Consider the following 15635-nt stretch of genomic DNA (forward strand, 5'->3'; position numbering starts at 1 on the left):
GGGATCTAGGCTCGGACGTGCTTTGTGATCCCGGAGGAGGGCGCTGAACAGCAGTGACGGACAAGCGAGTTGTCATCGTGACCGGCGGAGGCTCGGGCATCGGGGAGGCGACGGCCCGGCTGCTGAGCGAGGGCGGCCACCACGTGGTCGTCTCCGGTCGGCGCAGCGAGCCCCTGCGACGCCTCGAAGCCGAGACCGGGGTACTGGCCCATCCGTCCGACGTGGGGGACCCCGAGGCGGCCGACGGTCTCGTCCAGGCAGCCCTGGCCGCCCATGGACGACTCGACGGACTGGTGCTCAACGCGGGCATCGGGCGCGGCGGAGCCGTGGGCGACCTGTCGTTGGAGGACTGGGAGGAGGTGATGCGCACCAACCTCACCGGCCCGCTGATGCTTCTTCGCGCGGCGCTCCCGCACCTGCTGGAGGCGGGCGGGGCCGTGGTCGCCGTCGCTTCGGTGTCCGCGCTGCGCAACGGTACGAGCAACGCCCCGTACGCCACTTCCAAGGCGGCGCTGCTCCAGCTCTGCCGCTCCGTCGCCGTCGACTACGGGCGGCAGGGCGTGCGGGCCAACATCGTGTGCCCCGGCTGGGTACGCACCGAGATGGCCGACCGGCGCATGACGCGTTTCGCGGAGGAAGCGGGCCTTGAGGGTGGTGTGGGTGCCGCCTACGACGAGGCGACCGCGCTCCTGCCCATGGGCCGGCCGGGCGAACCGCGTGAAGTCGCCGAGGTGATCGACTGGTTGCTGTCCCCGGCGGCGTCGTACGTCAACGGCTCGGTGCTCACCGTCGACGGCGGCGCGACGGCCCTCGACCCGGGAACCCTCGGCTTCGATTTCCGGATCACCCGACGCGGCTAGGGGGTGTCGTTCGGATCAGGCCGGCTGTGACGAGGGGTGCGGTCCGGCCGACCCCGGGCGGGGTCATGGGGGTGCCCCCTGCTCGAGCGAAGCCGAGAGCTTGGGGGAGAGTGACGACAACGCGGCTGGGGGTCCCCCCTGCTCGAAGAGCTTGGGGGAGTACGTGCAAGGGCCCGCGACGCCGGGATGATCCAAACGACACCCGCTAGGGTCGGTCCGACCCCGCGAGCACTTCCGGCGTTCTGGGCCACATCCGGGCGATCCCCAGCAGTGTCGCCGGGCTGCCATGGACCACACCGGGCAGCGGGCAGGGGTCGGCGGGCGGTATGCCGGCGAGTTTGGCGCGCCGGGCCTGGTCCAGTGCGCCGGCGAGTGCGGCCGACGTGAGGCGGTCCTCCCGTACCCCTGCCTGCCGGGCGTGCCGGTGCGCCGTCTCGTAGGCGTCCGGCCGGATCCATCGCTGCAGATCCAGGAGCGCGTCATAGGTTTCGATGGTCTGCCGGTGTGCCTGGAGCGCCAGTGGGGAGCGCGGCCGCAGCACCTCCCGCAGTCTGGTGCGCTGCGGTCTGGCGAGGGCGACGTGGGGCACCGCCGTCATCAGGTCGCGCCACAGCGGCCACAACCGCCAGGTGGTCCACAGGGCGTTCGCCGACCGGACGAGGGCGGTCGCGGTGGGGACCAGCAGTGATGCCGCCCGGAAGAAGCCGTGGACCCCGATGATCACCGACAGGTAGGGGAGCATGCGCGGTGTGCGGCCGTAGAGGTGCCAGAGATAACCGAACCAGAAGACGACGGCGAGGACGCTTCCCACCGCGAACAGCCGCAGCGACCACACGAGATCGCGGTCTCCCGTGCGCATGCTGTACAGCAAGCAGACCACGAGTGCGACGGCGTCACCGACGAGGTGGGCGCCGATGAGGATCAGCCAGTAGGCGGACGCCGGATCGGCAGGCCCCTGCACGGACGCCGTTCCCGCACGTGGTTCGAGCTGCAACACGTCCAGGACGAGCAACGCGGCCAGGGCCGCCGGGAGCCCCACCGTCACGGACAGCCGCAGGCGGCGCGTCCGGGTGGGGTCGACCATGAAGAGCAGGACCAGCCCGGCGCTGAGGACGCCGATCAGATTGCGGGCCAGGGAAACCGTGTGGAGTTCGACGCCGGCATCGGTGAGCCATCCGACGACCCTGGGCTGGAAGAGGGTGATGGCGAGGGTCGCGGCCAGGACCGTGAGCCACAGCCCCCGTTGGTGTGGCTGGAGCAGCGCGGGCCGGGCCCGCCAGAGCAGGGCGAACCACAGGGTGAGGACGCTCCACAGTCCGACCAGGGCAGCCAGCTCACTCACCGACATCGACCGTCACTCCCAGGAACGCGCCGAGTCGGCCCAGCCGGCCGCCCGCCCGGCCGGCCGTCCCGGCGCTCTGTATCAGGCTGGCGATCATCTCGGCCTCCTGCTCCTCGGCGGTCGTGTAACTGGTCCGGGCCATCAGCCGTTTGACGAGATGCGGCTGCAGACCGCCGAGGAGCCCGGCGATCGGCTCGTCGCCCTCGGCCGTGGCGCCACGGTGGTGGTCGCACAGCACATGGCCGATCTCGTGGAGGATGATGTGCTCCCGGTGCAGGGGCGCGGTCCGGGCCTCGTAGAAGACGTAGTCGGCGTCGTCCGTACCCAGCCAGAGACCGCAGGCACCGGCGATCGCCGCCTGCTCCGGCAGCTCTTTCAGAACGAGTGGGCGGCCTCTGAGTGCTTCCACCCGCTCGCAGACCGCGTCGAAGGAAAGCGACCGGGGCACTGCGAGATCGCGCAGAATCCCCGTACATCGCCGCTGTAACTCGGCATACTCGCCCGTTCGCCGCACGTGCTGTGTCACTCTCACTGGTCGTTGCCGCTCGGCTTCCGCGGTGTTCCTATCGGCCGGAACGGTGGGGACGTCCCCCCGGGTCGGACTCCGGGGACATCGCGTTCACCACGGCGAGCAGGGCGTCCAGCCCCGCTTCCGACAGTCCGTCGGCACGGAAGGCCAGCGTGCGCACCTTGCTGTTCCCCAGAGCAACGGCGAACTCCATCTGGCGTCTCACCCGCTCGGAGACCTCCTCGTCGGTGAAGTAGTCCGGGGTGACCCCGAAATGCTCTGCCAGGACCCGAAGATGGTCGCGCGTCACGTTCCGCTTCCGGCCCGTCGCCAGTTCCCAGAGGTAGGTGGCCGAGAACGTACGCCCCGTGCTCTCGCGGATCTCCTCCGCGATCTTGCTGTACGGAGGCCGGTTGCCGCGGTAGTACGCGTTGACGATGTCCTCCAGCCGTCGGGCCAGGGACGACGGGCCTGTCGTGCCGCTGTCGGCGCTGCCGCTGCTCGTCAAGTCTCCAACTCCCGGGCGAGAGAACGCTTCCTGCCCCCAGCGGACAGGGTGTGGTTTCAACCTAAGCCGCCGACCGCCACCTTGAACACGTCCGGGGCAATGTATTCAGGCCAAAGGACAGCATCGGCGGGCGCCAGCGGATCAGTTGACACGCTTTCATCCGCTCAGTACGGTCCCGATTGCTTGCGCAATCGCACGGTAGTCCGAACGTCACGCCGGCTGACCTCCGGCGGACGTGGCGCTGCGGTGAAGGAAAAGCACAAGGGGGAATCGCAGGAATGACATCCGCACGGCAGCCGGGCGAATCCGACACCGACCCGGCCTGTGGAGACAGCGGTGCCGGACCGGCACTCTACGCCCGGATAAGGCGGAAACTGAAGCAGGAGATACTGGCAGGCGTCTACGCCGAGGGGGAGTATCTGCCCTCGGCGGGCGAACTCGGAAAAAGATACGGCGCCAACAAGAACACGGTCCTGCGGGCGCTGCGTATGTTACGCGCGGAAGGACTGATCGACTTCGGCCGGGGCCGCGGCACGGTCGTGATGCACTCCGCCGGAAAAGCGGACCTCGCCGAGATAGCGGAGCAACTCCGGCATGTCGTCAACCGTGCCGATGCCTCGGGAATCTCCCGAGCGGCCGTCGTGGCCGCCGTACAGCGGATTCCCGCGGTGCCTGCCACCCGTACCCCGATGGGTGGACCCGCCGCGCCGATTCGACGGGGAACCGCGGCCTACGGCTCGTACGGGCCGCGCGGCCGCGGCGCCGCGTGATGCGCGATCGCGTCGACTGCGGTGGCGATAAGGCTAATACGCAGGGTCAGGATGGAGCCATGGAAGCCAGGTGTTCGCGCCCGGCCACCGGATCGCTCCGACTCGGCCGCGCGTGGTCGAAAGGCCAGGTCGCCACGGGTCCCGAAGCCCGGGGCAGGCAGATTTTCCCGGCGGCCACGCAGCGTATCGGGAGTGTTCCTTCATTGATCGTCGTAATCGCCTCCGCCTAGATTCACCGGTGAGCGGACGACCGATCGAGTCACCGCTTCCACTCCTTACGGAAAGGAGGTGACAAGCATGGGTCGGAAGATCTATGAGGCGCCGGCGATGTTCATTGCCGGTGATTTCCGATTGGACACCGGATTCCTGCGGCGCGGTCCGCATGAGCCCAGGGTCCGTCTGCCGCTTGCAGCCTAGGAAATCTCTGGGAGAACGATGTCGAGCCACGGCGAAAGCTGGTTTGTGGTACTGCCTGATTGCGAAGCCGGCCTCGCCGTGGCCTCGCATGTGGAAACACGACTGAAGAGCACGGCGGAAAAGCGGGTGCTCCATGCCTCCGGTCGCCCCTTCCTGATCGGCTCCTGGGGCCCCGCGTTCGTCACCACCACCCGGCACGGTCTGCGGATCGCGCTCATCGGGTGCGGTTCCGCCGACGAGCACGAGGTCGCGCAACGCCTCGCCGAACAGCGCGACATCGAGTCCGCCGCCCGCGTCGCACGCTCGCTGCGCGGCGAGTTCCATCTCGTCGTCGCGGCGGGCGGGCGGTTGCGGGTCCGGGGCACCGCGTCGGGGATGAGGCGCGTCTTCCACGGCGACACCGAGGGCACCACGGTGGCGAGCAACCGCGCGGACGTCGTCGCCCGGCTGCTCGACGCGCCCCTCGACGAGGAACTCCTCGCCGTCCGCCTGCTGGACTCCGTCCCCCATCCGCTCGGGGACATGCCGCTGTGGCGGGGCGTGCACGCCGTCCCCCCGGGCTTCCAGCTGGACGCGGGCCCGGACGGCGCCTCCCGCACACGCTGGTGGAGTCCCCCCGAGCCCCGGCTGGGTCTGGAGGAGGGCGCGGCACTGCTGCGGACGGAACTCGACGCGGCGGTCCGGGTGCGTACGCGGGCTGCGGCCACCATCAGTTCCGACCTCTCCGGAGGACTCGACTCCACCGCCGTCTGCGCCCTCGCCGCCGCCGCGGGGGCCGCCCCGGTCGCCCTCACCATGTCCAGCCGCGACCCGGGGGACGACGACCTCCACTGGGCGAAGCTGGCCGCGGCCGACCTCGACCACGCGGAGCACGTCGTGCTTCCCGTCGACCGCATCCCGCTGTTCTACAGCGGCCTGCTGGAGGTCACCGGGCCGGTCGACGAACCGGCGCCGACCATCCTCGACCAGCCCCGGCAACTCGCCGGCCACGACGAGATGCTGGCCCGCGGCTCCGCGCTGCATCTCACCGGGATGGGCGGCGACCACGTCCTGTGGGGCCACCCGGCGCACGTACTCGAACGGCTGACCACCGACCCGCTCGGTGCCCTGCGCCACCTCCGCGGCTACCGGGCGCACAACAGATGGTCGTTGCGGGACGCCCTGTCGGTGATCGCCGACCGCAGGCCCTACGGGCAGTGGCTGGCCGACAGCGCCGACCGGCTCACCGCCGCACGGGCGGCGCCGCACAGCGCCGACGTCCTCGCCTGGGACGTCCCGCCCCGGATGCCCGGCTGGGCGACACCGGACGCCGTCGCCGCGGTGCGCGACAGGATGCGGCGGGCGGCGCAGTCGGCCGTTCCCCTGGGCAGGACCCGTGCCCGGCACAACGAGCTGAACGTCCTGCGCCACGGAACGCGGGTGACGCGCATCCTGCACCAGGTGGCCGAGCACGGCGGACTGCCCATGGCCAGCCCGTTCTTCGACGACCGTGTCATCGAGGCGTGCTGGTCGGTGCGGGCGGAGGAGCGGTCGTCGCCCTGGCGGTACAAGCCACTGCTCAAGGCCGCGCTGCGCGGCGTCGTACCGGCCGCCGTACTCGAACGCGAGACCAAGGGAGAGGCGTCCACCGACGCGGCCAACGGACTGCGGGAGAACCGCGCCCGGATCGCCGAGCTGTGGCACGACTCCCGTCTCGCCCGGCTGGGGCTGGTCGACGCGGACCGTCTCGTCAGAACCACACTGCAGCCTTCCTCGCCCGAACTCCGGTACGCGGGCCTCGACTCGACGCTCGCCTGCGAGATCTGGCTGCGCACCACCTGAGCGCCATGAGCGCCATCCGAAGGGGGAACTCATGCGGCTGAGAGCCGACGTGTCACTGGTGGAGACCGACTACGGAAAGATCCTGCTGGACGGGCGCAGCGGAAAGTACTGGGAGCTCAACCCCACCGGCAGCCTGGTGCTGGACGAACTGATGTCGGGCGGCGACCTCGACGCGGTGATCACCCGGCTCACCGCCGAGTTTGAGGTCGGCGCGGAAAGGGCGCGTGCTGACGCCGAGGCGCTCGTCGCGGCGCTGGTCGAGGCGAGGCTGGTCGACCGATGAGCTTCCAGACCGTACTGCGCGCCCGGTCCGAGGTCCCCCGGCGGGCGCGGATCGCCGCGCGCCTGGCCGTGGCGGTCGCCAAGCCGCTCACCCGTCTCCCGCCGGACCGCATCCGCCGGCTGCTGACCGCGCTCGCCCGTGGCGCCCGGCCGGCCGGCTTCGAGCAGGCGGCGGCCGCGCGGGACGCGGTGACCACCGTCAGCCTGGTGTGCGCCGGACGCGAGGGATGCCTGCAGCGGTCGATCGCGACCGCGCTGCTGTGCCGCGCCCGGGGCAGCTGGCCGACCTGGTGCGTCGGGGTCCGTACCGCCCCGCCGTTCGCCGCGCACGCCTGGGTGGAGGCCGACGGACGCATGGTGGGCGAGGGCGCCCCCGAGGGCTATTTCCGGGTGTTGATCAGCGTGGCACCGCACCACACGAGGGAGGCAACCGATGGCCGGCACGGCCGAGGATGAACGCGTCGGCATCCGTGACCTGTTCGCGCTGCTCCTGCAGCGGCGGACGACCGTCGTCTGGGCGCTCACGCTGACGGTCGTCGGCACCGCGCTCGGGCTGCTGCAGCCGCTGATGACGATGCGGCTGATCGACCGGGTGGGGACCGGGCAGTCGCTGCTCGGCCCGGCCCTGCTGCTCGCGGGGCTGTTCGCCGCCCAGGCCTGCATCGAGGGCGTGGGCCAGTTCCTGCTCGACGTGGTCGGCGAGGGCGTCGTACTGCGGCTGCGCAAGAACCTGACGAACCGGCTGCTGCTCGTCCGAATCGACGCCTTCGACCGCCACCGGGTCGGCGATCTGCTCTCTCGCGTGGGTACGGACACCACCGTGCTGCGCGACATGGTGGCGGGCAGCTTCGTCCAACTCGTCACCGTGGCGCTCACCGCCGTCGGAACGGCGGGACTGATGCTGTGGATCGACCCCGTCATGTTCGCCGTCGTCATCGCCACGATCGTCGCCGCGGCGATCGTCGTCGCCGGTGTCATGACCGGCATCCGCGGGGCCACCGAGCAGTCCCTCACGGACGTCGGCACCATGACGGCCGATCTCGAACAGGCGCTGGGCAACATCCGCACCGTACGCGCCTGCGGAGCCGAACTCCGCGAGGCCGAACGCATCGGGGCGGACGCGGAGGCCGCCTGCGCGAGCGGGGTGCGCTCCGCGCGCCTCGGCTCCCTCGTGTCGCCGATGATGGAGGTCGCGGTCAACGGCTCGTTCCTGCTCGTCCTGCTCATCGGCGCCGTACGGGTCTCGAACGGCGACATGACGATCAGCGAGCTGGTCGCCTTCCTGCTCTACGCGACCTATCTGGTCATGCCGTTGGCCGGCCTCTTCAGCGCGATCAGCCTCATCCAGCGCGGCCTCGGATCCCTGAAACGCATTCAGGAAACCCTGAAGCTGCCCGTGGAGACCACCCCGGACCCCTGCGAGGTCCCCGCCCCGGGCTCCGGCCCGCTGCTCCAACTGCGGGACGTCTCCTTCGCGTACGGGGACCGCCAGGTCCTGAGCGGGGTGTCCCTGCAGATCCCGGAGCGCGGCTACCTCGCCATGGTGGGCAGATCCGGCGCGGGCAAGACCACCGTGACCTCCCTCATCGAGCGCTTCCACGACCCGGACGAGGGAGCGGTACTCTTCCGGGGCACCGACCTCCGACGACTCGAACACCGGGCCTACCGGCGGCACGTGGCGCTGGTGGAACAGCACACGCCGCTGCTCTACGGATCACTGCGCCACAACCTCACCTACGCCGCGCCGGACGCGTCCGAGGACGCCGTCCGCGACGTGCTCGACACCGTCGACCTCGGCCCGCTCGTACGGCGCCTGCCGGACGGGCTCGACACCGAGGTGGGGGAGCGCGGGCTGCGGCTGTCGGGCGGCGAGCGCCAGCGCGTGGCCATCGCCCGCGCCCTGCTCGCCGAGCCCGATCTGCTGGTGCTCGACGAGCCGACCTCGCACCTCGACACCATCAGCGAGGCCGAACTCGCCGAAGCCCTGCTGAAGGTGTCCGAACGCTGTGCCCTGCTGGTCATCGCCCACCGGCTGTCGACGGTCCGTGCCGCGCCGCGGATCGCCGTCATGGACGGCGGCCGGGTCAGCTCCGTGGGCACCCATGAAGAACTCCTCGTTCGTGACCGTATGTACGGGCAGTTGGTCGAAAGCCATCTGATCCAGTCGGAGAAGTCCGCGCAGAAGTCGGCGCAGAACTCCGCGCAGGAGCCGGCGCAGAACTCCGCGCAGGAGCCGGCGCTGTGACCTCACCCGCCCGCGACCTCCACGAAGCCCGTCGACACGAACCCCAGTGGACCGCCGCCCTGCAGAGACTGGACCGGCTGACTCCGCGGGAGTCGGAGGTCTTCGTCATGATGGCGGAAGGGCTGTCCAACGAGGACATGGCGAACCGGCTCCATTTGACCGAACGGACCGTGCGCGCCCATCTGTCGGCCATTACCGAAAAGCTGGAACTGCATTCGCGTCTGAGTCTCTGTCTGGCGTCCTACGTCTTTCGGAATACTGTCGCCGACGACAATATGTGCCGGTGCGGCCGGCGAGGAGAATAGGAATCACGCAGAGGCCGTTTCTGCGTCATTCCGCCCTCGGGCGGAATTCATCACCGGAAAGGAAATGACATGGCCGGCAACGAATTCGATCTGGATGTCCGGGTCACCTCGCCGTCCGCGGCCGGCGTGGACCGCGCACCGGCGTCCATCTCGTCGCTTCTCACGCGCTCGGTCTGCACGCGCGTGACCTGCCGAGGCACCTGCACCTGCGTCTGCACCAGCATCTGCACCTCGGGTTGCGTGAAGAAGCCCTGACGTGACGAAGCCCTGAACGGGCCGGGCCCGACGCTCTGAACGGGCCCACGTTCGACAACGGGTGTTGCCGTGGGCTCAGCACGGCAACACCCGTTTCCACTGCGACGCCGAACGGCCGCGACACGAGGGATGGACATGCTGGAGAACCGGGAGACGGCCGGCGGGCCGGTTCGGGGCGACGACGACTCACGCACCGAACGCGCACACCGCGCGGTCCGTCTCGTCGCCGAACGGACCTCGACCACCGACCAGGTGGCCGAACTGGCCCTGACCGCCGCGGAACAGGCGGTGCACCCCGTGGGCTGGTACCCGCCGAGCCTCAGTCACGGTCAGGCCGGAACCGCGCTGCTGCACCTGTACGCCGCCCGCGCCGGGCTCGGCGACCGGGAGACCGCCTTCGCACACATCCGGGAAGCCGTGCTCAGCACCCGGGTCGTACCTCTGGAGAATACCGGGATCTTCGGCGGAACCAGTGGACTTGCCCTGGCCCTGGCCGACTGCGCCGCCGACGAACCACGCTTCCTGCCGAGCCTGCACCGCATGCACGAGCAGCTCGCCGCCCAGGTCCTCGACACCGACTACCCGGCCGTCGAACGCGTCCTGAGCGACGCCGACTACGACTGGATCGGCGGCGCGGCCGGCGTACTCGCGTACCTCGCCACGGTCGAGGACCCGAGCCCCGCAGTCCGCGAGGCCGTGCGCCGGCTCCTCGGCCATCTGGTGTGGCTGAGCGAACCGGCACAGACGGAGCGCACCCCGCGCCGCTGGCTGCTCGTCCCCGACGTCTACCCACCCGTCGGGGACTACCACGCCAGATATCCCCACGGGTATCTCAACCTGGGCTTCTCGCACGGCGTTCCCGGAGTCGCGGCGGCGCTCGCGGCGGCCTTCGCCTCGGGCCACCGGCACCCGGGACTCGAATCGGCCGTGACCACCCTCACCTCCTGGATCCTCAGGCACCGGGCCGCCGACCAGTTCGGCCCGCTGTGGCACGACGGCGTGGCGGTCGACGAACACGGCGAAGAGCAGCCCCGGAGCCACGGCCACGACCAGATCGCCTGGTGCTACGGCACCGCGGGTGTCGCCTCGGCCCTGCTCGACATCGCCCGCGCCACCGGTGACAGCGACCTGCTGACCACCGCGGTCACCGCGTTCGAGGCCGTCCTGCGCAGGGCGGAGCAGGCCGGGCCGCTGTCGCCCACCCTGTGTCACGGACAGGCCGGACTGCTGATGATGTGCCGCGCGTTCGCACCCTGGAGCCGCCTGGCGCGGGACCGGACACCGGTCCTGCTCGACCGGCTGCTCGACCACGCCGACGAGGCACGTCCGGCGGTGTTCGCCGATCACGAGCTGCCCGGACACCTGGTGGACGACCCGGGCCTGCTGACCGGAGCCGCCGGCGTGGCCCTCGCGATCCTCGCGGCCCTGAACGACGACCGTCCGGCCTGGTTCCGGGCCTTCTTCGCAAGGTGATGCGCATGTCCCGGTACGTACCCGCCGACTTCTACCTGCTGCGCTCTCCCGCGCTGCCCGTGCAGACCTACCTCGACTTCATGAGCGACCCGGAGCAGACCTCCGACGCCCTGTTACGGCTGGCCCAGGACCCGGAGGTCCGGCGGGCGGTCTTCGTCGCCAGCGAGGGCCTGGCGGACGGGCTCGCCCACCTGGAGCGGATGTCCCCCAAGAGCGTGGCGCGCCTGCACTCGCGGCTGTGGCGCTATCTCACCAGGATGTCCACCCGGCCCACCCCCTTCGGGGCGTTCTCGGGCGTGGCCGCCGGGACCTTCTCCGGGCGCACCACCGCGCGGCTGGAGAGCCCCGTCATCGGGGGTGCCCGGGTGCGCGCGGACATGGCGTGGATCCTCGCCTGCATCGAGCGGTTCGAGAGCGACCAGGAGATCTGGCGGGGGCTGGGGATCGTCCGCAACGCCACGGCCCATGTCTCCGGCGACCGCATGGTCCTGCCGCACGCCGACGTCTACGGCAGGAGCGACCGCACGTCGGTCCGCGTGCGGGCGACCCCCGCCGTCCACACCGTCCTGGACACCGCCACGACCCCCGTGACGTACCAGGAGATCATCGACGCGCTGTCGGCCGCCTTCCCCGAGGCGTCCGCCGCGGCCAAGGAGAGCCTGGTGCAGCGGCTGTGGGACCTCAACTTCCTCACCAGTGACCTGCGTCCGCCCCAGACGTCGGCCAGGCCCGAGGAGTACCTGCTCGACCGGCTCGCCGGAGTCCCGCAGGCGGCCGACACGGTCGAGCGGCTGCGCGAGGTCGTCGAGCTGGTCCGGCACGCGGACGACCCGGCCTCGTTCGCGCAGTTGCGCGCCGCCCAGGAAAAGCTCGTACCGGGCTACACGGGGCAGACCTACCAGCTCGACTCCACCATCGACCTGCGGTCGGACGAGCTCAACCGGTCCGTCGCCGACGCCGCGGCCGACACGGTGGACGTCCTGATGCGCCTGAGCGCGGCCACCGGCCCCGGCAACTCCCACCTGACGCGGTACCGGGAGGACTTCCTCGAACGGTACGGCCAGGGCGTGCGCGTCCCTGTCCTGGAACTCCTCAGCCCGGACCAGGGCCTGGACGCGCCGGAGTCCTACACCGAGCCGCCCCGCACGGCCGGGCCGACCGGCGGCATCGAGCCCGAGGACACCTCCAACTACGACCGTGCCGTCGTCGAGTTCGTGCAGCGGGCCTGGCGCGACCGGTCCCTCGAAGCAGAACTCACCGACTCCTGGCTCGACCGCCTCGCCCCCGAGGCGTCCCCGGGACCGCTGCTGCCCACGATGGACCTCTACCTGCAGTTGGAGGCCGCCGACCGGCAGGCCGTCGACCGGGGCGAGTGGCGGGCCGTCGTCCGCGCCGACGGCCTCGCCCACGGCGGGCGCACCTTCGGCCGCTTCTTCGACCTGCTCGGCGACCGCCTCGTGGACCGGCTGCGCGACCTCGCCCGGCGGGAGGAGGAGCTCCAGCCGCACGTGGTCCACGCGGAACTGGCCTACCTCCCCACCTACGGCCGGGCGGGCAACGTCGCCGCACACCCGGGCCTGCGCGGATACGAGATACCCGTCAACACCGGCCCGTCGGTGCCCGCCGACCGCGTGCTGCCCCTGGGCGACATCCTGGTCGGCGCCGACGACCGGCGGTTCCACCTGTGGTCGCGGCGGCTCGACCGCGAGGTCGTCGTGACACAGCACCACATGCTCAGCCCGCTGGCCGCCCCGAACGTCGCCCGCTTCCTGCTGGAGGCCTCGCAGGACGGGTGTGTCATGCCCGGCGGATTCCACTGGGGCCCCGTGTCCCACGCGGCGTTCCTGCCCCGGGTGACCCGCGGCAAGGTGGTGCTCCGGCCCGCCGAGTGGCGGCTGGACGGCCGCGGCCTCGCGGACCTCACGGCATGGCGCGACCGGTGGCACGTACCGCGCCATGTGTACCTCGTGGAGCACGACAACCGGCTGCTGCTCGACCTCGACCACCCCCGCTGCGTCACCGAACTGCGCGAGGAGGTCCGCCGCAAGGGCGGTGCGGCCGTACTGCTCCACGAGATGCTGCCGGACTTCACGCACCACTGGCTGAGCGACGACACCGGGCGGCGGTACACGGAGGAGATCGTCGTCCCCGTCGTGGCCGCCGGCCCCGAGACCGTCCGGCGCGGCGGGGCCGGACTCCAGGTGGAGATCCCGGCACGGCGCTACGTGCCGGGCAGCGAGTGGTCGTACATCAAGCTGTACGCCGCCTTCGAACGCCACGACGAGATCATCGCCGGTCCGCTGCGTGAACTCGTCGCGGAACTGCGCGCCCAGGACGCCATGGACCGGTGGTTCTACATCCGGTACGCCGATCCGCGCCCGCAGTTGCGCATCCGGGTGCGCAGCGACCGGCCGGAGACGCTCGGGCGGCTCGGCGCCTGGGGCAAGAGCGTGGTGGACAGCGGACTCGCCCAGGACCTCGCCATGGACAGCTACTGTCCCGAGACCCTGCGCTACGGCGGCCCCGACACCTTCGACGCGGTCGAGCGGTTCTTCGAGGCGAACAGCGACGCCACCGCCCAACTGATCGCGGAACGCGTCGAGTTGCCGGAGCTGACCGACGAGCACCTGGCCATGGCCGCGGTGGACACCCTCTTCCACCAGTGGGGCGTCCCGCTCGCCGACCGCCTGGACCTCCTCCCCGGCCACGTCGACGACGGCACCACCCGCGACGACTTCCGCAAGCGACGCGACTACCTCTGCGAACTGCTGCTGCCCTGGGACCGGTTCACCCATGACAGCGGCCGGGACCACCGCCTGTGGATCGCGGCGGCCCTCGCGCCCCAGGAACCGGCCGTCCGCGCCACGGCCGCGGCGGTCGGCGAGGCCGTCGGACGCGAGCGTCTCGCGGTGCCGTTCCCCCATGTCCTCGGCAGCCTCGCCCATATGCAGGTCAACCGTCTGCTGCCGGTCGACCGGACCCGGGAGGAGCGCTGCTACGGGCTGCTGCGGCACACCCTGCGCGCCCTGCGCGGCCGGCTGGCCGCCGAGGAGGCCAAGTGATCTGGCTCCGTGTGCTGCGGCTGTTCTGGAAGCTGAGCGCCCGGAAGGTCACCGCGTTCGCCGTCGTCTCGGTCCTGTCGGCCGCGATCCCGGGCGTGCAGGTCGCCCTGACGGCGAGCGCGGTGCAGTCCGTCGCGCACGCCGCGGGCGGCAGCGACGGCGCACAGGGACAGGCCCTGCGGGCCGGCGTAGCCCTGCTACTGATCGCCGTCGCCGGACACGCGCTGGACGTGTGGGGACAGTACCTGGACTCGCTGCTCCGCCTGGAACTCACCACCAGGATCGGCGAGCAGGTGATGGTCAAGGGCACCCGGCTCGACCTGGAGCAGTACGAGAACGCCGAGTCGTACGACAACCTCCAGCGCGCCTTCCAGGAGAGCAGCGGAGGCCGTATCTACCAGCTGTTCTCGGAGCTGCTCACGGTCAGCCGCGAGCTGGTCACCGTGGTCTCGGTGAGCATCGTGCTGTTCGCCTGGTCGCCCTGGGTGGCCGTGTTCATCCTGGTGTCACCGGTCCCGTCGGTGGTCGCCCACATGATCTACACGCACAAGGCGTACGCCGTCGAGTACGGACGCGCGGCCGATCGCCGGCGGATGTACTACTACCAGTACCTCACCACGACGGATCACTCCTTCAAGGAAGTACGCCTGTTCCAGCTCGGACCGCACTTCGTCGAGCGGTACCAGAGGCTGGCCCGGGAGTTCTTCCGGGTCGACCGGCGGCTGGCGCGCAGCCAGTCGGCCATCGTCGGCGCGCTGGGCGCGCTGAGCGTCCTCGCTTCCTCCGGCGCGCTGCTGTGGGCCATCGCCTCGGCCGCGGACGACGGACAGGTGGGCCGGCTGGCCGGCTATCTGCAGTCCATGGGAGCCATCCAGGCGTCGGCACACGGCATGCTCCTGGGCATCGCCTCGCTCTACAAGGACACGCTCTTCCTCGGCAACCTCTTCGCGTTCCTGGACCTTCCGGAGCGCCGGATCTCCGGCGGAACCCGGCCGTTCCCGGCGAAGCTGCGCAAGGGCATCGAGTTCCGCAATGTCAGCTTCGTCTACCCCGGCACCGACCGGCTCGTCCTGGACGGTGTCGACTTCCTGCTGCCGGCGGGGGAGTGCGTGGCGCTCGTCGGCCAGAACGGCGCGGGCAAGACGAGCGTCGTCAAACTGCTGACCCGGCTCTACGAGCCGACGGGCGGCCGGATCCTGATCGACGACGTACCGATCGAGGAATACGACATCGACGACCTCCAGCGCCATATCGGCGTCATCTTCCAGGACTTCATCCGCTACGAGATGTCCGTCCGCGACAACATCGGCTTCGGCCGGGTCGAGGCGATGGACGACGACGAGCGCATGCGGGCCGCCGCGACGGCCGGCGGAGCCGACACCATCGTGGCGGACTTCCCCGACCGCTACGACACCATGCTCGGCAGGCACTTCGAGGAGGGCCGGCAGCTGTCGGGCGGTCAGTGGCAGAAGGTGGCCCTGAGCCGGGCCTTCATGAGGAAGGCTCCCGTGGTCGTGCTCGACGAACCCACGTCGGCGATCGACGCCGAGGCCGAGACCGAGATCTTCGGCCGGCTGCGCGACATCGCGGGCGAGGCCACCTCCCTGATCATCGCCCACCGCTTCTCCACGGTACGCATCGCCGACCGGATCGTGGTCCTGGACCGGGGCAGGGTCATCGAGGAGGGCACCCACGACGACCTGCTCGGCGCCGACGGCGTCTACGCCCATCTGTTCAATCTGCAGGCAGCGGGATATCTCGGCGAACCCGCCTCTCAGTGAAGGCCA

Annotated in this window: 15 protein-coding genes; 12 read left to right on the forward strand and 3 right to left on the reverse strand. The window is 70.8% G+C overall.

All coding sequences use genetic code 11. The features are described 5' to 3' along the window. Positions 1 to 53 precede the first annotated feature (53 nt). Complete coding sequence (locus tag ACZ4EG_RS07175) at positions 54 to 860, forward strand: SDR family NAD(P)-dependent oxidoreductase (protein WP_467789869.1); 807 nt, start codon at positions 54 to 56, stop codon at positions 858 to 860. Between the two features lie 205 nt (positions 861 to 1065). Here the strand turns inward: ACZ4EG_RS07175 and ACZ4EG_RS07180 are convergent, their stop codons facing one another. The 3 genes from ACZ4EG_RS07180 to ACZ4EG_RS07190 all read right to left on the reverse strand — a co-directional run bounded on the left by ACZ4EG_RS07180 (position 1066) and on the right by ACZ4EG_RS07190 (position 3218). Further along, a complete protein-coding gene (locus ACZ4EG_RS07180; protein ID WP_467789870.1) occupies positions 1066 to 2202 on the reverse strand; it encodes an MAB_1171c family putative transporter in 1137 nt (378 codons plus the stop codon). Then, the gene (locus tag ACZ4EG_RS07185; protein WP_453556317.1) at positions 2195 to 2650 is read right to left on the reverse strand and encodes a regulator component; all 456 of its coding nucleotides are present in this window, start codon (positions 2648 to 2650) and stop codon (positions 2195 to 2197) included. The genes ACZ4EG_RS07180 and ACZ4EG_RS07185 overlap by 8 nt, the downstream gene beginning before the upstream one ends. A 115-nt stretch (positions 2651 to 2765) precedes the next feature. After that, complete coding sequence (locus tag ACZ4EG_RS07190) at positions 2766 to 3218, reverse strand: hypothetical protein (RefSeq protein ID WP_363294644.1); 453 nt, start codon at positions 3216 to 3218, stop codon at positions 2766 to 2768. Between the two features lie 278 nt (positions 3219 to 3496). On the opposite strand from ACZ4EG_RS07190, the gene ACZ4EG_RS07195 reads away from it, so the two are divergent. From ACZ4EG_RS07195 to ACZ4EG_RS07245, 11 genes are all read left to right on the forward strand, one after another. Further along, positions 3497 to 3988: a GntR family transcriptional regulator gene (locus tag ACZ4EG_RS07195; RefSeq protein WP_467789871.1), complete on the forward strand. Its 492-nt coding sequence runs from the start codon at positions 3497 to 3499 to the stop codon at positions 3986 to 3988. Positions 3989 to 4285: 297 nt separating this feature from the next. Then, positions 4286 to 4405 (forward strand): keywimysin-related RiPP, encoded by a 120-nt coding sequence (locus tag ACZ4EG_RS07200; protein ID WP_363294646.1) that lies wholly within the window; start codon positions 4286 to 4288, stop codon positions 4403 to 4405. Between the two features lie 90 nt (positions 4406 to 4495). Next, complete coding sequence (locus ACZ4EG_RS07205; protein ID WP_467789872.1) at positions 4496 to 6226, forward strand: asparagine synthase-related protein; 1731 nt, start codon at positions 4496 to 4498, stop codon at positions 6224 to 6226. Positions 6227 to 6257: 31 nt separating this feature from the next. Then, positions 6258 to 6509: a lasso peptide biosynthesis PqqD family chaperone gene (locus ACZ4EG_RS07210; protein WP_453556308.1), complete on the forward strand. Its 252-nt coding sequence runs from the start codon at positions 6258 to 6260 to the stop codon at positions 6507 to 6509. Continuing rightward, positions 6506 to 6964 carry a lasso peptide biosynthesis B2 protein gene (locus ACZ4EG_RS07215; protein WP_453556305.1) on the forward strand — a complete coding sequence of 153 codons (459 nt, stop codon included), beginning with the start codon at positions 6506 to 6508 and terminating at the stop codon, positions 6962 to 6964. Before ACZ4EG_RS07210 ends, ACZ4EG_RS07215 begins: the two co-directional genes overlap by 4 nt. Then, entirely contained in the window at positions 6942 to 8753 is a 1812-nt protein-coding gene (locus ACZ4EG_RS07220) for an ABC transporter ATP-binding protein (protein ID WP_467789873.1), read from the forward strand. Before ACZ4EG_RS07215 ends, ACZ4EG_RS07220 begins: the two co-directional genes overlap by 23 nt. Continuing rightward, positions 8750 to 9058, forward strand: a complete 309-nt coding sequence (locus tag ACZ4EG_RS07225) for a response regulator transcription factor (RefSeq protein WP_453414828.1) — start codon at positions 8750 to 8752, stop codon at positions 9056 to 9058. The genes ACZ4EG_RS07220 and ACZ4EG_RS07225 overlap by 4 nt, the downstream gene beginning before the upstream one ends. Positions 9059 to 9127: 69 nt before the next feature. Next, the gene (locus tag ACZ4EG_RS07230; protein WP_363294652.1) at positions 9128 to 9313 is read left to right on the forward strand and encodes an FDLD family class I lanthipeptide; all 186 of its coding nucleotides are present in this window, start codon (positions 9128 to 9130) and stop codon (positions 9311 to 9313) included. Between the two features lie 135 nt (positions 9314 to 9448). After that, positions 9449 to 10786, forward strand: coding sequence for a lanthionine synthetase C family protein (locus ACZ4EG_RS07235; RefSeq protein ID WP_467789874.1), 1338 nt, complete (start codon positions 9449 to 9451; stop codon positions 10784 to 10786). Positions 10787 to 10791: 5 nt separating this feature from the next. Next, entirely contained in the window at positions 10792 to 13848 is a 3057-nt protein-coding gene (locus ACZ4EG_RS07240) for a lantibiotic dehydratase (protein ID WP_467789875.1), read from the forward strand. Next, the gene (locus ACZ4EG_RS07245; RefSeq protein WP_467789876.1) at positions 13845 to 15629 is read left to right on the forward strand and encodes an ABC transporter ATP-binding protein; all 1785 of its coding nucleotides are present in this window, start codon (positions 13845 to 13847) and stop codon (positions 15627 to 15629) included. The genes ACZ4EG_RS07240 and ACZ4EG_RS07245 overlap by 4 nt, the downstream gene beginning before the upstream one ends. Positions 15630 to 15635 lie beyond the last annotated feature (6 nt).

This window comes from Streptomyces sp. NPDC025638 (assembly GCF_055558775.1).